At 70.0% G+C, this 23,538-nt stretch carries 18 protein-coding genes; 6 read left to right on the top strand and 12 right to left on the bottom strand.

The features are described 5' to 3' along the window. Nucleotides 1-46: 46 nt before the first annotated feature. The gene (locus tag DMB42_RS14565; RefSeq protein ID WP_185844652.1) at nt 47-1,516 is read left to right on the top strand and encodes an MFS transporter; all 1,470 of its coding nucleotides are present in this window, start codon (nt 47-49) and stop codon (nt 1,514-1,516) included. Between the two features lie 507 nt (nt 1,517-2,023). Here the strand turns inward: DMB42_RS14565 and DMB42_RS55980 are convergent. Then, entirely contained in the window at nt 2,024-3,808 is a 1,785-nt protein-coding gene (locus tag DMB42_RS55980) for a DUF4132 domain-containing protein (protein ID WP_125634694.1), read from the bottom strand. Between the two features lie 367 nt (nt 3,809-4,175). On the opposite strand from DMB42_RS55980, the gene DMB42_RS14585 reads away from it, so the two are divergent. Continuing rightward, nucleotides 4,176-5,996 (top strand): M4 family metallopeptidase, encoded by a 1,821-nt coding sequence (locus tag DMB42_RS14585; protein ID WP_125634695.1) that lies wholly within the window; start codon nt 4,176-4,178, stop codon nt 5,994-5,996. Nucleotides 5,997-6,855: 859 nt separating this feature from the next. Here DMB42_RS14585 and DMB42_RS14590 read toward each other — a convergent pair. The 3 genes from DMB42_RS14590 to DMB42_RS14600 all read right to left on the bottom strand — a co-directional run bounded on the left by DMB42_RS14590 (nt 6,856) and on the right by DMB42_RS14600 (nt 10,206). Next, nucleotides 6,856-7,758, bottom strand: coding sequence for an aminoglycoside phosphotransferase family protein (locus tag DMB42_RS14590; RefSeq protein WP_125634697.1), 903 nt, complete (start codon nt 7,756-7,758; stop codon nt 6,856-6,858). Nucleotides 7,759-8,144: 386 nt separating this feature from the next. After that, on the bottom strand, nt 8,145-8,783 hold the full coding sequence (locus tag DMB42_RS14595; protein ID WP_125634699.1) for a response regulator transcription factor: 639 nt from the start codon (nt 8,781-8,783) through the stop codon (nt 8,145-8,147). A 295-nt stretch (nt 8,784-9,078) separates the two neighbouring features. Next, nucleotides 9,079-10,206 (bottom strand): sensor histidine kinase, encoded by a 1,128-nt coding sequence (locus tag DMB42_RS14600; protein ID WP_185844653.1) that lies wholly within the window; start codon nt 10,204-10,206, stop codon nt 9,079-9,081. Between the two features lie 166 nt (nt 10,207-10,372). Between DMB42_RS14600 and DMB42_RS14605 the strand changes: the two genes are divergently transcribed. The 3 genes from DMB42_RS14605 to DMB42_RS14615 are packed head-to-tail and all read left to right on the top strand — an operon-like array spanning nt 10,373 to nt 13,544. Next, nucleotides 10,373-11,839 (top strand): alpha/beta fold hydrolase, encoded by a 1,467-nt coding sequence (locus DMB42_RS14605; RefSeq protein WP_185844654.1) that lies wholly within the window; start codon nt 10,373-10,375, stop codon nt 11,837-11,839. Then, nucleotides 11,836-12,795 (top strand): ATP-binding cassette domain-containing protein, encoded by a 960-nt coding sequence (locus tag DMB42_RS14610; protein ID WP_125634706.1) that lies wholly within the window; start codon nt 11,836-11,838, stop codon nt 12,793-12,795. Before DMB42_RS14605 ends, DMB42_RS14610 begins: the two co-directional genes overlap by 4 nt. Next, nucleotides 12,792-13,544: an ABC transporter permease subunit gene (locus tag DMB42_RS14615; protein WP_125634708.1), complete on the top strand. Its 753-nt coding sequence runs from the start codon at nt 12,792-12,794 to the stop codon at nt 13,542-13,544. Before DMB42_RS14610 ends, DMB42_RS14615 begins: the two co-directional genes overlap by 4 nt. A 374-nt stretch (nt 13,545-13,918) precedes the next feature. On the opposite strand, the gene DMB42_RS14625 is transcribed toward DMB42_RS14615, so the two are convergent. Then, nucleotides 13,919-14,455: a hypothetical protein gene (locus tag DMB42_RS14625; RefSeq protein ID WP_260477693.1), complete on the bottom strand. Its 537-nt coding sequence runs from the start codon at nt 14,453-14,455 to the stop codon at nt 13,919-13,921. Between the two features lie 112 nt (nt 14,456-14,567). Beyond that, the gene (locus tag DMB42_RS14630; protein ID WP_125634712.1) at nt 14,568-15,170 is read right to left on the bottom strand and encodes a TetR/AcrR family transcriptional regulator; all 603 of its coding nucleotides are present in this window, start codon (nt 15,168-15,170) and stop codon (nt 14,568-14,570) included. Nucleotides 15,171-15,252: 82 nt separating this feature from the next. Here DMB42_RS14630 and DMB42_RS14635 point away from each other — a divergent pair, with 82 nt between their 5' ends. Beyond that, on the top strand, nt 15,253-16,251 hold the full coding sequence (locus DMB42_RS14635; protein WP_125634714.1) for an SDR family NAD(P)-dependent oxidoreductase: 999 nt from the start codon (nt 15,253-15,255) through the stop codon (nt 16,249-16,251). 65 nt (nt 16,252-16,316) lie between these two features. Here DMB42_RS14635 and DMB42_RS56355 read toward each other — a convergent pair whose 3' ends face one another. From DMB42_RS56355 to DMB42_RS14665, 6 genes are read right to left on the bottom strand one after another with little or no spacing between them, the layout of a single operon-like run. Next, the gene (locus DMB42_RS56355) at nt 16,317-16,721 is read right to left on the bottom strand and encodes a helix-turn-helix domain-containing protein (protein WP_125634716.1); all 405 of its coding nucleotides are present in this window, start codon (nt 16,719-16,721) and stop codon (nt 16,317-16,319) included. Nucleotides 16,722-16,777: 56 nt separating this feature from the next. Further along, entirely contained in the window at nt 16,778-17,629 is an 852-nt protein-coding gene (locus tag DMB42_RS14645; protein WP_125634718.1) for a sugar ABC transporter permease, read from the bottom strand. Nucleotide 17,630: 1 nt separating this feature from the next. Then, a complete protein-coding gene (locus DMB42_RS14650; RefSeq protein WP_125634720.1) occupies nt 17,631-19,088 on the bottom strand; it encodes an ABC transporter permease subunit in 1,458 nt (485 codons plus the stop codon). A 3-nt stretch (nt 19,089-19,091) separates the two neighbouring features. After that, complete coding sequence (locus DMB42_RS14655) at nt 19,092-20,297, bottom strand: maltose ABC transporter substrate-binding protein (protein WP_125634722.1); 1,206 nt, start codon at nt 20,295-20,297, stop codon at nt 19,092-19,094. An 11-nt stretch (nt 20,298-20,308) separates the two neighbouring features. After that, nucleotides 20,309-21,655 (bottom strand): alpha/beta hydrolase, encoded by a 1,347-nt coding sequence (locus tag DMB42_RS14660; protein ID WP_125634724.1) that lies wholly within the window; start codon nt 21,653-21,655, stop codon nt 20,309-20,311. Continuing rightward, nucleotides 21,652-23,418 carry a glycoside hydrolase family 13 protein gene (locus DMB42_RS14665; protein WP_125634726.1) on the bottom strand — a complete coding sequence of 589 codons (1,767 nt, stop codon included), beginning with the start codon at nt 23,416-23,418 and terminating at the stop codon, nt 21,652-21,654. The genes DMB42_RS14660 and DMB42_RS14665 overlap by 4 nt, the downstream gene beginning before the upstream one ends. Between the last annotated feature and the right edge of the window lie 120 nt (nt 23,419-23,538).

Genomic DNA, 23,538 nt, shown 5'->3' on the forward strand with positions numbered 1-23,538 from the left:
CGGGCTTCCGCGTGCCCGCTCCCCGGCTCCCTCCGAAGGGCGTTCCATGTCGACACCATCCACGCTGCCCGCAGCCCTCGCGGACGGCGTCAAGCCGCGACTCGGCTGGACCCTGGCGTTGCTCGCCCTGGCCCAGCTCATCTACGCGCTCGACCTCAACATCGTCTTCGTCGCGCTCCCGCAGATCGGCGCCGACCTGGGCTTCCCCGGCCAGACCCAGCAACTCGTGGTCAGCGCGTACGTCGTCTTCGCCGGCGGCTTCCTGCTGTTCGGCGGCCGGGCGGCCGACCTGTTCGGCCGCCGCCGCGTCTTCGTGCTCGCCCTGGCCCTGTACGCGCTGTCCTCGCTGGCCGGTGGCCTGGCCGACGGTTCCGTCGTCATCATCGTCGCCCGCGCGGTCCAGGGCATCGGCGGCGCGTTGCTGCTGCCCTCGACGCTGGCGCTGCTCAACAGCCTGTTCGCCGAGGGGCCGCAGCGTAACCGGGCGCTGGCCGTCTGGGGTGGCGCGGGGGCCAGCGGGCTGACGATCGGCGCGCTGCTCGGCGGCGTCCTCACCGAGAACTTCGGCTGGCCCGCCGTCTTCTTCGTGAACGTCCCCCTGGCCGGGCTCGTCGCGCTGGCCGCCCTGGCCGTCATCCCGCGGGACCCGGCCAGGCGGGAACGGCGCAGGTTCGACATGCCCGGGGCGCTCACCGTCACCGGTGGATCCACCCTGCTGGTCTTCGCCCTGGTCGAAGGGCCCGAACTGGGCTGGGGCAGCCCCCTGGTCGTGGGCGCGTTCGCGTTGGCCGCCGTACTGCTGGTGATCTTCGCGCTGGTCGAGGCGCGCAGCGCGGACCCGCTCATGCCGTTCCGGCTCTTCCGCAACCGCAGCCTGACCGTCGGCATGCTGGTCACCTTCGTCTACATGGCCACGTTCGGCGTCCTGCCGTACTTCCTCACCGTGCTGCTGCAGAGCGTCCATGGCTACAGCGCGCTGCAGACCGGCTTGGCCTTCCTCATCCCCTCGCTGGCCATCGCCGCCGGCACCCAGAGCGGCGAACGCCTGGCCACCCGGATCGGCAACCGTCCCACGCTGCTGATCGGCTTCGCCGTCGGCGTCGTGGGGACCGCCGTCCTGGCCCTCGGCTTCGACGCCGACGCCGGGTACGGGCTGCTGATCCCCGGCCTCGTCGTCTCGGGCCTCGGCCAGGGCATCGTCTGGACCGCCATGTGGATCGCCGCCGCCGGCGGCACCCCCGCCCATGAGCAGGGTGTCGCCAACGGCATCGCCTCCACCGCGCTCAACATCGGCAACGCCATCGGCCTGGCTGTCTTCACCGTCATCGCCGACGTGGGCACCGAGGGCAGGACCGGCCAGGCCCTCCGCGCCGCCACGGCGGACGGCGAGTTCCTGGTCGTCCTGCTCACCGCGGCGGCGATGATCGCCGGCCTTCTCATCACCCTCACCCTGCCCCGCCGCGCGCCCGAGCCGCTGGCGCCCGTACTGCCGGAGGAGTCCCCCGCGACCGGCTGACCACACCCCGGCGCCAGCGTCACGTCGGGGTTGAGGATGGACACCAGCGCGGCGAAGTCGCCGTCGCGGGCGGCGGCGAGGAAGGCGTCCACCATCCGGCGCTCGCCCTGCGGCAGCCGGCGCGGAGGATCCGCTCGTCCGCGCCGGGCCCGGGCCCGCACCGGCTGCGCCACTGAGCCGCCACCTTCCTCAGCCGGCCGATGTTCCCCGTTGGTCTTCGGCCGGGCCGCCCGCGGGTGTGCTGCCACAGGCTGACGTCCGCCGAGCCGGACGTGACCCTCCCGGGAGGCCTCCTCCTCCCGAACGTGTCCCTAGCCCCAAACTAAGCTGATCTGCGCAGGTCAACCGGTTTCCGAGAAGATCGTGTTCTCGGGAGCGGAGACGGTCACGACTTTTGAGAACACGCACAGCTGAGAGGCAAAACCCCAGCTCGGCACCTCTCTGAACAGGGCTATGTAGCTAGTTGGCGGCTGGGGCCACCTCCGAGAGAAGGACGCCGTATGACTTCTAGTGCCAATATCCGTCGTAGTGGTCGACCAGGTGCTGGGCGTCTGGGCCGGCCGAGGCGGCGGCGACTGTGAGGTCGGCCTCTCGGAGGATCTCCGACCGCACCAGCGGCGGCACCGACGCCGCCGGCACCTCCTGGCCGTCGCGGTGGAAGGTCATCGGGTTGGTCGCGCACAGCGCGTCCAGGTCCCAGCCCTCGTCGGACATGCCCTCGACGACGCGCAGGAGCCAGCGGGCCTGCCAGTCCGCAAGGTCGCGCACCACTTCGCCCTGCCCCTCGTGACAGTCGTGCTCCCAGTAGCCGATCGACACGCCGGTCCAGCCGTGCCGGATCAGCTCCGTCCGGGCCAGGTCGTAGCGCACGACGTGGCCGGCGACGCGGTCCGGCTCTTCCGCGTACACCTCGCGGAGGACTTGTTCGAACGGCTGCGCCAGACCCCTCTCGCGCCACGCGCCCACCTCCTCGGCGCTTGCGTCGGCCGGGTGCCACAAGGCGACAGGGCCCTCGGGGCGGCGCCCGGCCAGTTCCCAGCCGTCGACCGTTCTGACTGGCAGGCCTGAGGGGCCGCCGGAGATCCGCCACACCAGGGTGCGTGCGTCGGGGCCAGTGACGGGGTGGTCGAGGAGGTGCTCGCCGACCTCACGCCAGGTCCATTCGCGCTGGTGGATGAGCGCCTGCTCCAGGCGGTAGCGCGCGGCCGTGCGCGCCTGCTCGACCTCTCTGGGCGTGGTGGCGGCGGCGGGCAGAGTGCGGTCGAGGAACTGGTCGCGGGTCAGCGCGGCCGCGTCGGCGAGCGCGTCGAGCGCGCGAGTGACATTCTCCTGTACGGACGCCGCCCGCACCTGCGTCTGAATGAGCGCGAGTGGGGTGACTGTCTCGGGTCCGCCCCGGCGGGTCAGCACGCCGACAGCCCCGTTGGCGACGGTCTCGCTGCGGCAGGTGGAGCTGGGGCCATCGTGGCCGGTGCCGCAGGTGACGGCGGCGTCGGCGAGCAGCGACGGGACCCAAGGTTCGTCAATGACCTCGCAGGTCCAGATCAGGCCGCGCGCCACCGAGACGGTCCGGCCCTTCAGGAAGCGGTCCTCGCTCCAGCTGATGTCGGCGTGGTGGCAGACGAACGGGCCGCCCCGGTAGGCGGCCAGGCGGGTGACCAGCTCGTGGACCAGGGCGATGGCCTCAGGGGTGAGCAGGTCGCAGACGACCGGCAACCAGCCGTCGCCTGGGGCCGGTGTGTCGGCGGTGGCCCAGTGACGCAGCAGCGGCAGCATCCCGGCCAGGCGGGGGCCGTACTCCTCGGCCAGCATCGTGGCGAAGGGGTCGGCCTCCCCGATCACGTTCCTGACCGCACCGGCTGGGCCCTCCTCGGTGAGCAGGCTCTCCAGGAGCGGCTGGAGCTCTCCGAGGTCCGTCAGGTGGCCGAACAGTTCGCGGCGCTGTTGCGGATGGAGCAGGTGGGCGGCCGACAGCGGGATCCGATAGAGCTCCTCGTGGCGGGTGTGGCCCTGGCGGGCCCAGTAACCGGCGCGTTCGGCCAGGTTCCAGGCGTCGTCGGGCGTCCAGTCGACGGCGCGCCCGGCCACGGTGCGGACCAGGCGCAGGACGCGCTCGTCGTAGTCGTGGCCGCCCTGCGGGCCGAGCCAGAGCTTGGTGTGGGCGTAGGTGCCGTAGAGGCGCCAGTCGGTGCCGGGGCCGGGGTCGAGGCCCTGCTCGGTGAGGGCGTCGAAGCGCCGGTAGGCCTCCTTGGTAGCCGGTTCCAGATGATCCCAATTGCCGGCGAACGTCACCCGGTGATCGTAGTCGCACGATGTCCGAATGAAGCTGTGCGTGTTCTCAAAGTCGTGACCGTCTCCGCTCACACCTGGCCGGTCAGGTCGCCCTGGTCACCGGCGGCTCGTCCGGCCTCGGGCCGGCCATCCTCACCGCCGGGGCCTTGTTGCCGGCCGGCCCGGACGCGTCCTACCTGACGGGCGCGATCCTGCCGGTGGACGGCGGCTGGAGCGCTTATTGACCCGGTGGGGGCATGAGCCGCATGTTCCGATGGGGATAAATCGCAAGTTATCCGCCATTTACCAGAATGTTGACCTCTTGTGGTTCATCAACTCAAATGCAGGTGACCCCATACACCACCCCCCAGCTCATAGGGAGCCACCAGTGAGACGCAATGCCGTGTTAGCCCTGGTCACGAGTGCCGTCTGTGTGCTCGTGGCCACTTCGGTCCCCGTCCCGGCGAACGCCTCCAAGGGCGATCCCGCCGACCTCCTGGTGAAGGCCAGGCCCTCCCTGCTTCACAGCTCGCCCAAGGACACGTACGTACGCCAAGGTCTGATCGAAGGGCAGGGCGGCCTGCGCTACACGACCTACACCCGCACGTACGCGGGGCTGCCCGTCTACGGCGGTGACTTCGTCGTGGTCAGCACCGCCACCGGCGAGGTCCTGAGCACGTCCGTCTCCCAGGACAGCGCCCTGGACGTGGCCACCACACCCAGGCTCGGCGCCGCCGACGCGGTCCGGGTGGCCAGGAGCCAGCTGCCCGAGGTCTTCTCGGTCACCACGCCCCGCCTGGTGGTCATGGCCCAAGGACGCGGCCGGCTGGCCTACGAGGTGACCGTCCACGGCACCATCGACGGCAGGCAGAGCAAGCTGCACGTCTTCGTCGACGCGCTGACCGGCGCGGTCGCCTTGAAGTCCGACGAGGTCAGGGCGGGGGTGGGCAACAGCTACTACAACGGCAACCCGGTCACCATCGGCACCACCGGGACCGGTGCGTCCTTCTCCATGGTGGACCCCGTACGGCGGGGCGTGCGCTGCGGCGGCCAGAACGGCTCGACCTACACCGGGGCCGACGACAACTGGGGCAACGGCTCCGGCACCGACTTCGAGACGGCCTGTGTCGACGTGCTCTACGCGATCGACACCGAGTGGGACATGCTCAAGACCTGGCTGGGACGCGACGGCTTCAACGGACTCGGCGACGGCTACCCCGCCCGCGTCGGCCTGAACGACATCAACGCCTATTGGACCGGCTCCTACGCCGCCTTCGGCCGCACTTCCGACAGCCAGCGCCAGCTCACCTCGATGGACGTCGTGGCGCACGAGTACGGCCACATCGTCTTCGCCACCACGCCCGGACTCGACCTCGGCGACAACGAGAAGGCCATACTCAACGAGTCCACCGGCGACATCCTCGCCGCGCTGACCGAGCAGTACGCCAACCAGCCCGCCGCTTTCGACCCGCCCGACTACACCGTCGGCGAGGAGATCAACATCGTTGGAAGCGGCCCGCTCCGCTACATGTACAAGCCGTCGCTGATCCCCGGTGACCCCGACTGCTTCAGCAGCGCGGTGCCGCCGATGTTTCCCCAGATCGGGGCCGGGGTCCAGAACCACTGGTTCTACCTCCTGGCCGAGGGCACCAACCCGACCAACGGCCAGCCGCCCAGCCCGACCTGCAACTACTCCACCATCGTCGGGATCGGCGCGCGCAAGGCCGGCCAGATCTACATGGGCACGCTGCTGCGCAAGACCACCAGTTGGTCGCACACCATGGCCCGCCGAGCCTCGATGCAGGCGGCCCTGGCTCTGTTCCCCGGGTCGTGCCTGGAGTACAACACGGTCAAAGCCGCCTGGAACGCCGTCCGCGTGCCTGCCCACGGCGGCGAGCCGTACACATGCGACTTCTCGGTCGACGTCGCCCCCGCTGCGGCGACCGTACAGCCCGGCCGGCAGGTGAGCGTCACCGTCACCAGCGCCACCGTCTCGGGCGCTCCGCAGCAGATCGCGCTGCAGGCCAAGGGGCTTCCGGCGGGCATGACGGCCTCGTTCAGCCCGGCGAGCATCACCACCGGCGCCACCTCCACGCTGACCTTCACGGTCGGCGCGAGCACCGTGCCCGGCACCTACACGATCACAGTGCTGGGCGACGGCGTCGCCCTCGACCGCACAGCCACCCTCACCTTGACCGTGGCTCCATAGGCCGATGACCCCGCCGCCAGGGTTCCACCGGACACCCTGGCGGCGGCGTACGCCTCGCCCTCGTCCCGCAGCACGTCGGCCCCGGCATTGATGACGAGGGCCTGCGTCAGCCCGGCGCTCAGGACGCTTGGTTGAGTCGCACCGATGGACGAGGCGGGAAGGCGGTGAGCTCGTCATGCGGCTTGTGTTTCTGCAGGCAGTGGAACAGGCAGTCGAGCATCCGGTTGAAGGTGTTGCGCGGCGCTGAAGTACCGGTCGCCTCCGGCGCGGCGGGGGCAGCGCTGGTTGCGCTCGCCGCCGTACGACTTCTACGGCCTCCGCTTCGCCGGGCCCCGGCCCGGGGCGCGGCACTGAGTGAAGATCGGCTGCCTCCAGGCCCCAATGCCCCAGGCCGAGCTGCTGCAGAGTGCGGTTCTTGCTCAGTCTTCGGCCCGAGCGACACGTTCCCGTCTCGGTTGGCCGGCCACGCCACCGGGGTGCATTTCCGGATGAGACGCTCCCCGCAACGGGCCGAATTCGAGGCACGATGGGGCGGGCCATGCTGGACTGGTTTGTCGCGATGGGGCAGGAGCGGCCGGCGGGGCGATCGTCGAAGGTGTCGCGCTGTGGGGGAAGCTGAACGCCTGGCGGGAAGATCGTCAGCAGGTTCGCGCCTCCGGCAAGGGCGAACTGCCGGGGCTGCTCGACTATATCGACGTGTATCCGGACACGATGGTGGCGCTGACCCGCGTCGTCATCGGGGCCGTGGCCGGCGCGGTGCTGCGCGGCGACCAGCGTCCGGTGGCACCGGCGGCGTACGGGCGGCAGCAGCGTCACCTCGGCACCGACGCCGGCCACGAGCGCGGTCAAGGAGTGGGCGTCAAACGCCCTTCAGAACACGATCAAGTGCCGCCCGGCCCGCAGGTCCCCAGTTCGGTTTCCCGCCGGGAAGGCCCCGATCTCCGTTCTGCCCCATGAGCATCAGGAAAAGGCTCTTCATGGCGGCCAGTCCGCGGGCGCGCCGGATCGCCGCCTCATCCGCGTACGCGTACGCCTCGAAGAACCGTCCGGCCGCGCCCGCGGGGAGCAGCACCCACGCGGCGGCGAGGTCCCATGCCGGATCACCGGCGAACAGGGCACCGAAATCGATCACGCCCGACAGCGTCCCGTCCGAGACGACGACATTCGCGGGATGAAGGTCGCCATGCACCCACACCGGCGGGCCCTCCCACTCGGGAGCCGCGACGGCATCGGCCCACACAGCCCGGACGGCGCCGACATCACCGACGGCGTCAGGGTCAATGGCCTGCAAGAACCGCTCGAAGCCACTCGTGCACCGCTTGGGATGAGCGCCGAGGTCCGGACTGCCCGGGGCCTCGGCGGGCGCCTCCACATGAAGCGCCCGGAGGAAGCCCGCCAGCGTGTCGGCCGCGTCGACGCCACGGCTGATCGAGCCGTGGTCCAGCGGCTCGCCGGGAACCCACGTCATCACGGTCCAATGCTTGGGGAAACGCTCGGACGGTTCGCCGAACCGCACCGGGGTCGGCACCGGAAGCGGCAGACGCGGGGCCAGCACCGGTAGCCACCGCCGCTCCTTGAGCTGGAGCTCCGGGGTGGGGTCCATACGCTGCATGCGCACGGCCAACTCGTCCCCGAGGCGCCACATCTGGTTGCCCCAGCCGCCCGCCACCTCGCGGACAGCCAGCCCTGCAAGGTCTGGATGTTGCTCCTGCAGCAAGTCGCGGACCAGTTCTACGGTGATCTCGAGCTCGGTGTCCGACATGCGAAGGTACAGTACCGAGTCGGCAGGCGGAGCGGCTCTCGCTTTCCGGAACATCTCCCTGTGATCCCGCTGTATCTGTCGGCTGCGGTCGACCGGCTGCGCACTGAAGGCGATCCGGTCAAGGACGAGACGCCGCCCGGCTGTCCCCGTCCGGCCACACCCACCTCAACCTCCTGGGCCGGTACTCCATCTCCTTCTCCGCCCCGCCCGAGGGATGCGAGATGCCCGTCCTCCCCTACGGTGGCGGCGTGACCGAGGAGGGGGTAGACCTCCGGGCTCGCGGGCCACGGCAAGCGTGCCCGGTCCCGATGTCTTCCCCGCATGCCCGGTGCGAGGGCCGGCGCGGTGGAGCGCTGACGCCGCCCGCGGTCACGGCGCGCGGTCGGCTATCGCGGCGTGACCAGGCGGGCCTCGTAGGCGGCGATGACGAGCTGGGCGCGGTCGCGGGCGTTGAGCTTGGCCAGCAGACGGCCGATATGCGTCTTCACGGTCCCGGGACTCACCTGGAGCTGCACGCTGAGCTCGGCGTTGGACAGCCCGTGGGCGACGAGGGTGAGCACCTCGCGCTCCCGGTCCGTCAACGTGTCGAGCCCGTGAAACGGCTGCTGGACCGGCCGCCGTACGAACTCCGCGATCAGTCGGGTGGTGACGGTCGGCGCGAGCAGCGTCTCACCCGACGCCACCACTCGGATCGCCTTCAGGAGGTCGTCCGGAGGCGCGTCCTTGAGCAGGAATCCGCTGGCACCCGCCCGCAGCGCGGAATACACGTACTCATCGAGGTCGAACGTGGTCAGGATGAGCACCCGAGTGTCCCCGGCGATCTGCCCGGCCGCGGTGATGCCGTCCATCTCGGGCATTCTGACGTCCATGAGCACCACGTCGGGTGACTTCGTACGCGTGAGCGCCACCGCCTCCCGCCCGTCACCCGCCTCCCCGACCACGGTGAGATCGTCCTCCGAGTCGATCAGCAAGCGGAAACTGCCGCGCAGGAGCGCCTGATCGTCGGCGATGAGCACCCGGATCACGAGCCTCCCCCTGCCACACCCATCCCGACCGGGCCCGGCGCGGTCCCCGCACGCCCTGTCCGGACCCGCCGACTCCGCTTCCTGCGACTCACACTCGTGATCTTCGTCATCGCGTCCATCATGACCGATCTGTGGGCTACCACTCGCACCACATCGACGCTCTGCCGGAACGTCAACCGTCCGTACCACTGCGGCGCTCTGTCGAATGGCCTGCCGTTCGCGCACGCCCGCGCTTCGCCGGAACGTGTCCGGGACGTCCTCTCCCTCCGTCGAGAAGGGGGAACTCCCAGGCGGATCAAGGGATCTCCCATGACGCGTGCACGCCGAACCCTTTTCCTGGCAGCGGGCCGGCCTCGAAGGTGCCGCCGTACAGCAGGGCCCGTTCGCGCATTCCCGCCAGCCCGTGCCCACCCGACCGCCCCGGTAACACCCGCTGTCCAGGCCCGTCATCGACGACGGAGATCCGTAACCTCCCATCGGCGACCGACACGCCGGCCTGGCAGTGGGCGGGAGCGGCGTGCTTGACGACGTTGGTGATCGCTTCCTGGAGGATGCGGTGAACGGCCGGTGCCATGCTGTCGGGCACGGTCCCGATCACCGACAGATCGACCTGCACGCCGGCCTCCGCCGCGCGGTGCGCCTCGCCGAGCAGGTCGGCGAGCCGGGGGAGCGGTGTGCTGTCGGGCACGCTGCCGGGTGCGCGCAGCACGCCGAGAATGTGGCGCATCTCCGTGAGCGAGCCGCGCCCGATCTCCTCGATGACCCGCAACGCCTCGCGCCCTTCCTCCGGATGCTTGTCCAGGACCTTGGCCGCCACTCCCGCCTTGACAGTGATCACGCTCATCGAATGGGCGACGACGTCGTGCAGCTCACGCGCGATCCGCAGGCGTTCGTCGGCCGCCGCCTGCTCGGCCTGCCTCCTGACCTCGCGGGCGGCGAACTCGCGGCGGGTGCGCGCCGCCGTGCCCAGACTCCAGCTCGCTGCGAGGGCCAGCCAGGCCGCACCGAGGATGAAGACGGGGTCGGGCCAGCCGTTCGAATAGTGTGCCGGGCCCGGCATCGAGACCAGCAGAGAGCCTCCGTTGACGAGCAGACCCGACACCAGGGCGATCGCCGATCGCCGCACCGGGAGGTCGCTCGCCACCGGGTAGATGGCCAGGGCCACCACCACGGTCGGCATCAGCCGGTTGGCCTGTACCGAGAGCACGGCGATGCCGATCAGGAGCGCACCGTAGTAGGCGGGCTCCGGCCATGCCCGCCGCACCGCCACAGGCACCGCGAGCAGCCAGCAGAGCGCCATGGTCACAGCGTTCGTGGCCAGCTCCGGTGGACTCGCTGTGGACGCCAGCGCGAGCAGCACCGCGACCACGGTGTCGGCCAGGATGAGCAGCCAGGGCGGAAGCCGCCGGGCGAGCAGATTCACATCCCGACGCTATCGAGGAACGGCCGGAGGCGAATCGGAGCACGGGCCGTCGGACCAGGGTCGTACTCCGCCCGCGTACGCCCGTACCGTACGACCCTGGTCCGATCCAAAAGATCGGATCCGGCTCCGATGCAGGGGTCCACCCGTCTACAGCATCGTTGCCGCCATGAACCGACGCAGACTCATCGCCCTGTGCCTGGCGGCCTGTCTCGCCGTGCCGCTCGGCGGTATCGCGCTGGCCTCGGCGCAGGCCCACGACCTCGCGTGGAAGGACTGTGGTGACGGCCTGCGATGCGCCGAGCTGGTCGTTCCCGTGGACTGGGCCGACCCGGGCGGGCCCAGAACCTCGGTGCACGTGGCCAAACTGCCCGCGACGGGCAAGAGCATCGGGCCTCTGATCATCAACTTCGGAGGGCCCGGCACCAGCACGTCGATGCTCAGGCGGAAGAACCAGCCCGACGCTCAGCCGGAGCTGCCGAGCCTGCTCGATGAGTTGCAGAGGAGCTTCGACGTCATCGCCATCGATCCGCGCGGCCTGGCTGAGCCCGCGAGCAGCAAGAGAGTGAGCTGCGCGGAGCCCGACGCCTCCGTCTTCGGACTGCTCCTGGCCAGGACGAAGCAGGACTGGGACACCCATGCCGCCAAGAACGCGGCCCATCAGGCGAGCTGCCGCAAAGCGGCCAAATCGGCCTGGCGTGGGATGACGGCGTGGAACGTGGCGCACGACCTCGACACCCTGCGCGCCTCACTCGGCCAGGACAAGCTCATTTACGCGGGCAACTCCTACGGGACCGTCTACGCCCAGGCGTATCTGGAGCTGTTCCCGCAGCGGGTCAGCCGGATGTATTTCGACGGGACCGCCGATCACACCCAGCAGGAGTTCGAGCCCTGGATACGCAACTACGCGCGCACGCAGGAGCGACATCTCACCCGCTTCCGCGACTGGTGCGCCCGCCGCACCGACTGCGCCCTCCGCGGCACGGACGCCGGCAAGGCATGGGATGAGCTCGTTGCCAGGGTGCGCCGCGCGCCACTGCCGGCGTCGGCCGGACGGACGGTGCACGAGGGGCAGCTGTACGCCGGCGCGATCAAAGGCATGAATCCGGCACTCTGGCCCCAGCTCGCCACCGCCATCCGCAAGGCCCTCGACGGCGACGCCGGCGACTTCCTGCAACAACTGCTCCCGGATGAGGGTGGCACGTCCGTGAGCCAAGACTCCTTGTGCAACGACTTCATGCCGAAGCTGCCGACGTACGAGGAGTTCCAGGGCATCGAGGCCAGACTTCGGGAGATCGCGCCGAGGTTCGGCTGGCTTGAGGGACGCTTCGAGCTCGGGCGGTGCTGGGGGCGGAGCGGCGGGGCGTCCTGGGCGCCGCACCCGTTACGCGTGAAGGACGCCCCGCCGATCCTCTTCGCGATCGGGGAGCTCGACAACAACACCAACTATCTCGGGCAGGCGCACGTGGCCGAGCAGATCCCGTCCGCGCGCGTCCTGTGGCACGGCGACGGCCATGCGTCGTGGGCGAGGAACAACTGCCAGCGGCGGCACGTCAATGCCTACCTGACCACGGGGGAATTGCCCGCGCCGGGCACGCGCTGCCCGGCCGAGATCATCCAGAAGGTGGGGAAATGATCGAGGTCACAGAACTGACGAAGCTGTACGGCTCCACCCGCGCGGTGTCTGGGCTCACGTTCGACGTCAAACCCGGACAGGTCACCGGCTTCCTCGGGCACAACGGCGCCGGCAAGTCCACCACCATGCGCATGATCCTCGGCCTCCACTTGCCCACGTCGGGCCAGGCGTTGATCAACGGCGTCCGCAAACACGACCTGCGCGACCCCATGCATGAGGTCGGCGCCATGCTCGACGCGGCCGAGGTGCAGGGCGGGCGCAGCGCGTTCGCGCACCTCTTGGCGCTGGCGTATGCGGGCGGGATCGGGCGCCGCAGGGTCGTGGAGGTGCTGGAGGAGGTCGGCCTGGCCGGCGCGGCACGCAAGCGGATCGCCGGGTTCTCCCAGGGGATGCGCCAGCGCCTCGGCCTCGCGGCGGCCCTGCTCGGCGACCCGGGCGTGCTCATTCTGGACGAGCCGGTCAACGGCCTCGATCCCGACGGGATCCGCTGGCTCAGGACACTGCTCAGATCCCTGGCGGCCGAGGGGCGTACCGTCCTGCTGTCGAGCCACCTGATGACCGAGATGTCCCTCACCGCCGACCGGCTCGTCATCATCGGCCGGGGCCGACTGATCGAGGACACCACGACGGCGGACCTGCTGGCCCGCTTCCACAGCGGCGTGCTGGTCCGATCGCCCCACGCGGCCCGCCTGTCCAGGGCGCTCATGGCGGCCGGCGCAACCGTACGCCCCGCTCAGGACACCGACGCCGGTGAGGAGCCGGTGCTCGCTCGGCCCGCGGTGGCTGGAGCCGATACGAGCCCAGTGCGGGACGCCCGGGCCGAAGAGGAATTGCTGGTGACCGGCCTGACCACAGCCGTCATCGGCGACATCGCCCTGGCGAACGGCTGTGCCGTTCACGAACTGGTGTCGCGCCGGACATCACTGGAGGAAGCCTTCATGGAGATCACCCAATGATCAACGTCGTCGCATCGGAATGGCTCAAGCTACGCTCGCTCCGAGCCGCCTATTACGTCCTGGCCTCTATGCTCTCTGCTCTTGCGCTCACGGGCTTCGCCGCGTACTCGATCTCGCGCAACTTCGACATCGACGGCCCCGCCGGCGATCCCGTCGGCACGGGCCTCAGCCTCAGCGCCGACATTCCGCCTGTGCTGTTCGGCATGCTGGGCATGTTCGCCATCTCCGGCGAGTATGCCACCGGCATGATCAGACACACGCTGACCACGATCCGGAGCCGGTGGACGCTCCTCGTGGCCAAGGCCGCTGTGGTGTCCGCCGTGGCCGCCGTCGCGGGCCAGGTGCTGGCGTTCGCCATCTACTTCACCGCACAGGCGGTGGTGGCCGGGCGTCCGATCGGCGCCTCGTTCGCCGAACATGCGGCTCTGACCGAGGTGTTGACCACCGGCGCCGGCTCAGCCGTCGCCGCGGTGATGGGGCTGAGCCTGGCCACGGTCCTGCGGTCGACACCGGGCGCGCTCATCGCGCTGGTCGTCCTCCCGCTGTCCCCGACCGTGCTCGAGCGCTTCCTCCCGGCTCCGTGGAACGACTGGATCAGCTCCTTGACGATTCCGTCGCTGGTCAGGCAACTGGCCGCCGTACCCGACGCCGGAGCTTTCGGTCCCTCAACGGCCGCCGTCATCCTGGTGGGCTACGTCGTGGTGTCCCTCCTGTCGGCAACCCTGGCGATCAACCACCGCGACGCCTGACCGGACCCCACGGCGATGGAGTGGAACGGCGATCACGTTCATGGTGGGAACGAGTGTGACGCGCGACCGCGCCGTCTTCTCCGGCCCTGGTGGAGCCCATGGAGGTAACCGCCAGCGGCAAGAGGGTGAGGGGCGCCACGGCCCACGATGACGGGCGTCATCGTGGGCCGGTGAGACCGACCTGCGCCGGTCGGCCCTGCGCATTCCGCTTGCGCCCTGGATGGCGGAAACGCCGCTGACGCTGGGGCAACAGCGGCTCGTCACCGCCCACAGCTCGTCACTGACCTCCCACGGCTTCGGCTTGGCCACCCGTGCTCCTCTCTCGGCTACAGCGAGAGATCAAAGCACAACAAAGATCATTCTGTTAGGACCTCTCAACCGCGGGCGGGGCGGCGGCGCAGGTGGTAGGAGTAGGCCAGGGCGAGCAAGATCGGGCCCCACAGCGCCGTTGGGGTGATGGACACCATCGCCAGCGCCTGCCACCAGCCATTCTCGTACGCGATGCTGTCGGAGACGCCGATCCAGGAGAGCACCATCCAGACCGAGACCGCAGTCAAGAGCAGCCCACCGGCCACGGCAGGGACGACCGCTGCCATGGGCGGCACACGTCTGCCGCCGATGACCGGGATCCAGCTCGGGAGCACCTCGCCCCAGCCGCGCACCAGACCGATGCTGAGCAGCGCCGCCAACTCGGTGAGCACGCTGAGCCCGAAGACATAGGGGATGCTGATCCACAACGGCGACACAGGCGCGTCGTTGAGCTGGCCCATGTCGAAGTGAAAGGCAAACGGCAACCTCCACAGACACGTGGGGAGCAGCAGCAAGGGAAGCGCATAGGCGGTACGCAGCGCCCAGCGTGGGGCCGGTTGTGCGGTGTCGCTGGTGGCCGGGGCCACATGCAAGAGTTTCATCGCCACGCCTGTACCTTCTACTGGCCTCGAGGACGATTGATCACCTGTGATGGTGAATCGCCTCCCCCGCGCGAGCTAGTTACGGCTTTGGCACATGGCCGGATGGACGGGGTCAGGTGACGGATTGCGCCACCAAAGCCATGGCCTGCCGCATGGCGTTCCGTACCTCGCTGGGTCCGTCGCCGCGCTGCAGCGCGGTCAGTGCGGATGCGCTGATCGCGCCCACCATCGCGCCGACCAAGGCGGAGGCGGTGATCGTGTCGAGTTTGTCGGGGAATGCCCGCTGCAGTGCCTGGGCCAGTTCGGCCTGCGCAGTGAGGTATCGCTGAAGCAGCCGGGCCTGTAGCGCCGGCACCGAGGCCGCCAGCCGTGCCCGCAGTGCCGCGAGCCCGCTGGGGAGGTCGCTGTCCCAGGTATCGGCGATCATCTGGTCCATCGCCCGCACCAGCACCTCGGACAGCCCTTCCCCGGCGCGGCGCTCGGCGATCGCCTGCAGCGCCAGATCGACGCGTACGTCGGCATTGGCCAGAAGCACATCCTCCTTGGCCTGGAAGTGGAGGAAGAAGGTGCGGGGGGACACCTCCGCGGCGTCGGCGATCTCGGCCACCGTCACGTGGTCGTAGCCCTTGTCCTCGAACAGACGCACCGCCGCTTCGATCAGTGCCTGCCGGGTGCGCTGCTTCTTGCGCTCTCGCAGTCCGTGTTTCTCCACCACGCAGGGCAGTTTATTACATCTTCTGAATTAATGCATACTGTGAATCACTACATAGACTGCAGTCAGTGAAGGGAGATCATTCATGGGAAGTCTGGACGGACGAGTCGTCCTCATCACCGGAGCAGGGCGCGGCATCGGGCGGGAAGAGGCGCTGTTCTTCGCCGCCGAAGGCGCCAAGGTCGTTGTCAACGACCCAGGCGTCGCCATCGACGGCACGGGGGGCGACGCCGGCGTAGCCGCGAAGGTCGTCGAAGAGATCACTGCCCACGGCGGACAGGCCGTGGCCAACACCGACAGCGTCACCGACTGGGACGGCGCCCGCCGCATGGTGGAGACGGCTCTGGAGTCCTTCGGCGACCTGCACGTCGTGGTCAACAACGCGACCATCGAACGGAACATGGGCCTGACCGACCTGTCGGCGGAGGACTTCGACGACGTCGTGGCCGTCAAGCTGAAGGGCACCTTCGCGGTAACGCACTGGGCGGCCCGCCACTGGCGCGACCGGTATCAGGCAGGGGTCCACGCCGACCGCGCCGTGGTCAACACCTCCTCCGGCTCCGGGCTGCTCAACCCGCTGCCCGCGCAGGTCTCTTATGCGGCAGGCAACGCCGGGGTCGCGGCGCTGACCACCGTGGCCGCCCTCGAACTCGGCCGGTACGGCGTACGGGTCAACTGCATCTCGCCCTCGATGGCCCGGACCCGCCTCACTCTCGCCGTTCCAGGCATGAGCGAGGAACCGCCGGCGGGCCGGTTCGACCCACTGCACCCGGCCGCCTGCGCACCTGTTGCCGCCTACCTGGCCGGCGCAGCCTGCCCGCTCACCGGCCAGGTGCTGTCGGTACGAGGCGGAACGGTCACGGTCAATCATGGCTGGTCCCTCGGCGGCCACATCCACAAAGACGGGCTGTGGAGCGTGGAGGAACTGGCGGAGAAGGTGAAGGAGCTGCCGATGGACGACCCGTTCGACAAGCTTGCCCAGGCCCTGTCCGGCGCACTCGGCACCATCGGACGCGACCAACTCCAGGAGATGATCAACGCCCTGCTTGACCAGGGAGTCCACTCCGACGCGGCCTCCGCATGACGCGATGAACCCCGTCCCGGACCGCGTGCTCAGTCATGCGGTCCGGGGACGGATGGGGGTCTGTTTCATGGGTGACCGCCTGTGAGATGCATCCGTCCTCTGCGATCTCGCAATCTAGGCACTCCGATCACCGCAGGTCGGAGGCGCCTTTCTCCATTAACGATCCTCAGGATGAAATTCCGGCTGAACAAGCGAGGCTCGTTGTGCTTCCCCGTCCTCAGGCGCAGATCGTCAGCGAGCAGCGCAGCCTGGGCCTCCTCACGCTGCCTACTCAGTGCCCGGTACAAGGTGGATTTGGCGATGCCGAACCCGGCGGCGACGTCCTCAGCTCTGATACCAGAGGCGATCATCGCGGCGACTGCCGCGCGCTGCTGGGCGGTCATCTTAGGCGGTCGCCCGATGGGCAGGTCGCGGGCTTCCTTGGCCGCCCTGGCGCCGGCCGCCCGTTCCAGCATGTGGATCCGCTCCATCTGCTGGACGGCGGCGGTTGCCGAAGGCGATCTTGCGGGCGAGCCGGTGCCGGGCCTCAGCCCTTGACCGCGCCGCTGGTCAGGCCACCGACAATGAAGCGCTGCAAGAACTGGAACAACACGAGCACAGGCAGCGCTCCGACCAGCGCGCCGGCGGCGAACAGCCCCCAGTTCTGGCCGAGTTTGTCGGAGACGAGCTGGTACAGGCCGACGGCGAGCGTCTGCTGGTCGGGGTCGGTCAGGACCAGCCCAGCGATCACGAAGTCGTTGAGCGTCGCCACGAAGGAGAACAGTCCGACGACCACCAGGATCGGGGCGACCAGCGGCAGCAGCACGCGGAAGAACACCTGCGCGTGCGAGGCGCCGTCGATCTGGGCGGATTCGTCCAGCTCCCTGGGGACGGTGTCGAAGAAGCCCTTCATCAGGTACGTGTTCACGCCCAGCGCCCCGCCCAGGTACACCATGACCAGGCCGAGCCTGCTGCCGAGGCCGATGGCCGGAAAGACGTCCTTGAGCGCCGACAGCAGCAGGAAGATCGCGACGTAGGCCAGGAGTTGCGGGAAGAGCTGGACGAAGACCAGTACGAGCAGCCCGGCCCTGCGTCCGGTGAAGGTAAACCTGGAGAAGGCGTAGGCGGCGCACGCGCCGAGGAAGACCGCCCCGGCGGCCGTCGTCAGGCCGATGATCATGGAGTTGGCGAACCAGCTCGGGAAGGGGTGCAACGGGTCGGTGAAGAGCGCCAGGTAGTGCGCCGGGGTCGGCTCGGTGAACAGGTCGTTCGAGCCGGTCAGCGTGCCGCTCGGGTTGGTCGAGGCGGCGAGGACGAACAGCAGCGGGAACAGCGCCACGGCGATCGCCGCCACGCCGACGGCGTGGCGCCACCCGTACCTGAGGAACCAGCGGCCCATGTCAGCTCCCCTCCAGCCGGCGCGCCCTGCGGAACCCGGCGAGCGAGATCGCCGCGATGACGGCGAAGATGAGGATGGACACCGCGCAGGCCAGGCCGTAGTTCCTGGCGCTCCCGCCGAAGGCGAGCTTGTAGACCAGCGAGATGAGCAGGTCGGTGGAGCCGATGTCGACCGGTGAGGACGCGTCCCTGGGGCCGCCGCCGGTGAGCATGTAGATCACGTTGAAGTTGTTGAAGGTGAAGGCGAAGGTGGCCACGAGTACGGGCGCGGTCGAGGCCAGCAGCATCGGCAGCTTGACGTGGCGCAGCACCCGCCAGGGATTCGCGCCGTCGAGCTGCGCGGCCTCGGTGAGCGCGGGCGGGATGGCCTTCAGCGCGCCGGTGCAGATGAGGAACATATAGGGGAAGCCGATCCAGACGTTGACGGCGAGCACGCTGAGCTTGGCCAGCCAGGGGTCGGTGAGCCACGGCACGTGCCCGCCGCCGAGCAGGACGGCGTTGACGAATCCGTGGTCGGAGTTGAGCAGCCCCTGCCAGAGGATGGCCGCCATGAAGGCGGGGAAGGCATAGGGAAAGACGATCAGGGAGCGGTAGGCCCGGTGCCCGCGCAGTCCCGGCCGGTCCAGCACCAGCGCGAGGCCCAGCCCGAGGGCGAACATCAGCCCGACCGACAGCCCGGCGAAGGCGAAGGTCCAGCCGAGCACGCCGAGGAACGGGCCCCTGATGCCAGGATCGGTGAGGACCGTGCGGAAGTTCTCCAGTCCGACGAACACCTTCCAGCCGGGACTGAGCGCCCTCCCGTCGGGCGCCACGAACCGGCCGCGGCCGTCGTCACGATAGACGGTGCCGGTGGGGTCGGTGACGGTGCCCGCGCGTTCGTCGTAGCGACGCGTCGAACGGTAGGTCGCCACCGTCACGGCGTCCGAGGTGCGCAGGCTGCCCTGGCCCGGCACCGGCACGCGCAGCGCGGTGATCTCCGCCTGCCGGGCCACGACCTCGGCGTACGTTAGCGGCCGCCACCCGTCCGGGTCCGCCCCCGGGATCAGCGGCTGCGCGGCGGAGCCCACCCTGCCGCTCACCAGGAAGCCCAGCTCGCCGCCCCGCTCGACGATCCGGACCTGCCGGCCGGGCGACCCCGGCACCCTGACCTCGCTGGCGGCCAGCATCGCGGCCACCGCGTCCTGTTTGGTGCCGTTGTGGCCGTCGCCGTAGTTGGTGAAGGCCGCGTAGCCGGTGTAGAGGACGACGTACACCTGGTAAAGGAGCAGCAGGACCACGCCCGGCGCGAGGTACTTTGCGGGGACGCGCCGTTTGCCGAGGTAGATGACGTTGATCGCGAGCGTGCCCGCCAGCATCGCGGCGAACGCCCACCACGAGCGCTGACCGGCGAGCGCCACCAGCCCGTAGACCGCGAACGCGTCCACCACGCTCAGCACCAGCGGCTTCACGTACCTGATCATCGGTCAGTTCGCGATCTTCGCTCGGATGCGGTCGGCGGCGTCCCTGGTCAGCTTCGCCGGATCGCCGTCCCCGGTGATGATCGCCAGTTGCGACAGGCCCCAGTCGCCCCAGACCGCGTCCATGGCCGGGACGTTGGGCGCGGGGCTGCCGGCCAGCGCGGCCTCGGCGAATCCGGTCAGCACCAGGTCGCCGCGCAGCTCCTCGCGTACGGAGGTCAGGGCCGGCGGCCGGCCACCCGCCGCGTACAGCTCGCGTTGCGCGTCGGGGGTGGCCAGGAAGTTGAGCAGGAAGTCGTTGGCCAGGATCGGGTTGGCCGACTTGGCGCTGACGTAGAAGCCCTGCACGCCGACGAACGGCCGGGCGGGCTGATCGCCCGCCGGGGGCACCGGTTCGACGGAGAAGGCCAGGCCGGATCTGGCCAGCGCGGGCGCGTCCCACGGCCCGGTGACCAGGTACGGGGTGCGGCCCTCGCGGAAGGCGTCGGTGGCGATCTCGCCGCTCAGCGATGTGGAGATCACCTTGGCTTCGGCCAGCCGGCGCAGGTAGGCGGCGAACGCCAGCCCGCCCTTGTCGTCGATCCCCAGCTTGCCGCCGTCGAACACGCTGGAGCCGAAGGAGGTCTGCAGCGGGTAGAGGTGGTAGGGCGAGCCTGCCTTGGGGTCGACGGGCAGCCCGACAGGGAAGTCCGCCTTGCCGTCACGGACCAGCTTCTGGCCGGCGGCGACCAGCTCGCCGAACGTCTGCGGCCGTTTCGGCGCGAGCTTGGTGTTCCGCAGCAACGCCACGCTCTCGATCGCGTACGGCAGGCCGTACGTCTGGCCTTCGTAGCGCATGGCGTCGAGCGCGAGCTTCGGGAAGGCCGATGCGGTGGCGCCGAGGTCGATCGGGGCGACGACGCCGTTCTGGACGAGCTTGCCGAGCCAGTCGTGCGGCCCGGCGATCAGGTCCGGGCCCTGGCCGCTGGGCGCCTGGGAGATGAAGTCGTCGCGGAGGCCGCCCATGCTCTTCTGCACGATCTTGACCTGGACGCCTCTTGCCTTCTGGAAGGCTGCAGCCAGGTCCTGCAGCGGCCTGGCGCGGCTGTCGTCAGCCCAGACGGTGAGGACCGCTGCGGCATTCGCGGCGGGGGTGGGGGTCGCGGGGGTGGCGGTGGCGCAACCGGCGGCCAGCAGGGCCAGGCCGGTCACAGCCAAGATGGTCGTGCGCATGTGGGTGCTCCTCATGAGCCGTCGGTGCCTTGGTGCGGGTCGTGCTGTGCGGCGGGGTCGCTCCAGCCGCAAACGTGGACGACCAGGCGGCGGTCGCGGTCGTGCCTGAGCGGTTCACTGACGGGCAGGCCGTCGGAGTTCAGCCCATCGCATCGCCAGCCCCTGCCGACCGAGCCGTTGAGCCCGAGCCCCCGGGGCAGCCGCCAGACGCCGTGGTGCATGCCGGGCGCGATCCTGGTGGTGACCAGGCCGGAAAAGTAGACGGTGTCGCCTTCTGGGGTGCCGGCGGGGGTGATGACCGTGACGTCGAGCGTCGCGGTGGGCTCGCCGTCCACGACGGACAGCTCGCGTTCGACGGTCAGGCCGCCCGTTGTGGCACGCACCCGCGCGAGGCCGGGCGCGGTGGGAGTCAGCAGGGCGGCGCCTGTCGGCTTGAGCAGGGGCTCGGGATCCCAGGAGAGGCCGACGTCGAGCGCGGAGTACGCGCAGCCGTCGGCCCGCAGCGCGAGCGGCGCGACGTCCACGGCCTGGCCGACCGCGGCCACCTCGGCGTCCCCGTCGGGGGCGAAAGCGGCCAGCTCGACCGGCGGTCCCTCCGTCCCGAACAGGTGCAGCAGCGCGCTGGCCGCCCGGGTCGCCCACGCGCTCTCGTGATGCGGAGCCGCCGGGTCATGCCGGTAGCGCAGCTCGGCGTCCGGGCGGTAGCCGAGCCCGATGAGCTGCTCGGCCAGTTCCCGGGCGTGGTGGACGGTGATCAGGCCCTCCATCCCGCCGATGTCCAGCCACACCCGGCGCGGCCCCCGTTCGGTGAAACGCCGGTAGACGGGCGTCTCCTCCAGCGTCTGCGGGTCGACGAACACCAGGAACGGCGACATGATCGCCGCCAGCCCGAACACCTCGGGCCGCCGGAAGGCCAGGTGGTAGCTGACCAGGCCGCCCATCGACGAGCCCATGACCGCCGTGCGCTCGGCCGCGCCGGTCACCGCGTACCGCGAGCGGATCAGCGGCATCAACTCGTCGATCAGGAAGTCCTCGTAGGACCGCCCGGCGAGCCTGCCGTGCGGGTCGCGGGGGTAGGGCGCGACGTGGGAGTACTCCGCGCCGCGAGCGTCGCCCGCGTTGGACACCCCGACCGCGACCAGCGGCGGCAGCGTCCCGGCGGTGATCAACGTGTCCAGCGTCTCGTCCAGGCGCCAGCTCGGCTCCAGCCCGGCCGCCGCGAACACGTGCTGCCCGTCGTGCAGGTACACCACCGGGTAGGGGCCATCCGCGGGGTCGTAGCCGGGCGGCAGGTAGACGAAGACGTCACGCGCGTTCCCGAGTGCGGCGGAGTGGACGCCGCGCAGAATGTCGATCACGCTTCGAGCTCCCAGACGTGGAAGGCGGGCCCGTCGGCGGGCATGGGCGATCCCGGCCGTAGGTCGGGGCCGCCGGTGAGGCTGGCTCCGGCCGCGGGGGCGCGGAACGGTTCGTGCGCGGCCCTGCTGATCTGGACGAGCAGCGTTTGCCCCGGCGCGGCCCGCTCGTAGACGAGGGTGTCGGCGTCGGCGTGCAGCCAGCGCATGCCGCCTGTGCGCAGGGCCTCGTACGAGCGGCGCAGCCCCACCAGGTCGCGGTAGAGCCGGTGGGTGCCGTGGTCCCAGCGGGCTGTGTCCCAAGGGAAGGGACGGCGGCCGTCCTCCAGATGCACCCCCTCGACCCCGACCTCGTCACCAGCGAAGATCATCGGCAGACCCGGCAGCGTGAGCAGCAGCGCGGCGCCCAGATGCTGGTGCTCGCGCCCGGCGATCGAGCGGAACCTGGCCGTGTCGTGCGAGTCGAGCAGCGTCAGATTGTGGATGTAGGCCCGCCACGGGACGAGCGCGGCGTAGCGGCGCATCACCTCCGCCACGTCCGCGCCGCCGTACTGCGGAATCGGGCCGGGCACGCCCCAGAACTCCGTGGAGCGTTCCCGCGCCAGCCATGACCAGACGGGCCGGGCGAAACCGGCGTAGGACATCGTGCCGTGCCAGCCGGTGCCGCGCAGTGAGCCGGAGGCGTCGAACTGGTGCTCTGCCAGCAGCAGCGCGTCGCCCACTGTGGCTCGCGTCAGCCTGGCGACCTGGTCGTTCAGCTCGACCCCGCCGTGGCGGCCCGCCGACTGGGCGACGTCCACCCGCCAGCCGTCCAGGCCGAACTCGTGCAGGTAGCGGGCGATCACCGAGCCCGGCCCGTCGTAGAGGCGGCGGCGTAGTGTGGCGGAGCGATGATCGAACTTGGGCAGCGTCCTGACGCCGGCGAAGGTGGCGTAGTCGGGCCCGTCCACGTAATAGAAGTCCTCGCGTACAGGACTGCCCTCGGCGAACCATTCGTGGCCGTCGCCCGAGTGGTTGAGCGTGATGTCGCCGATGACGCGCATGCCGCGGGCGTGGGCCGCGTCGGTCAGCGCGCGCAGCGCCTCGTCGCCGCCGAGCAGCGGGTCCACCCTGTCGAAAGTGGTCGCGTCGTAGCGGTGGTTGGAACGGGCGGGGAAGAACGGCGTCAGATACAGCAGGTTCGCACCCAGGTCGGCGATGTGGTCGAGGCGGTCGGCCACGCCCCACAGGTCTCCGCCGTAGATCTGCTGCAACGCGCCGTCCCTGCCCCAGGGGATCGGATCGTCCCAGTCAGCCCGCCGTACCCAGGCGGGGTCGGGCCCATGGTCCCTGCCTGAGCGGGCGAAACGGTCGGGGAAGATCTGGTAGATGACCGAGTCGGCGGCCCACGCGGGCGGGGGCGGATAGGCGGTCAGCATGAAGTCGGTGGTGTCCGGCACGTCCAGCGGCGACAGCCCAGCAGCGGTCAGCCACAGCGAGCCGGTCGCGGTCCGCAGCAGGAAACGGTAGCCGCACTCCGGGTTCACCATCTCGACCGTGGCACGCCACCAGACCTCGGAACCGGTGACCCGGTCGGCCGTCGCCTCGGCGAACCGGGGCTCGCCGTCCGGCGTGGTACGCACGTGGACCTGCCGCACGTCCAGGTCGAGCGAGGTGCGCACGAACACCTGAACGCGATCACCGAGTGACGGCGACGAATCACTGACGTACAGCGGCGACCCGTCGTGGTGCGCCCGGGTGTTGCAGAGTGTTCTTCGATGCCCCATGCTGTTAATGCTCCAAAATGCGCTGTTCACCTGGTCAGATGTGTCGCGAGCTTAGGAGCCGCGAAAACAGCGCCGCAACACTTCGAAACATGTTTCACCGGATTCTCGAAGGGTCCCCCC

This window comes from Nonomuraea sp. WAC 01424 (genome assembly GCF_003947315.1).
GTDB lineage: Bacteria > Actinomycetota > Actinomycetes > Streptosporangiales > Streptosporangiaceae > Nonomuraea > Nonomuraea spiralis.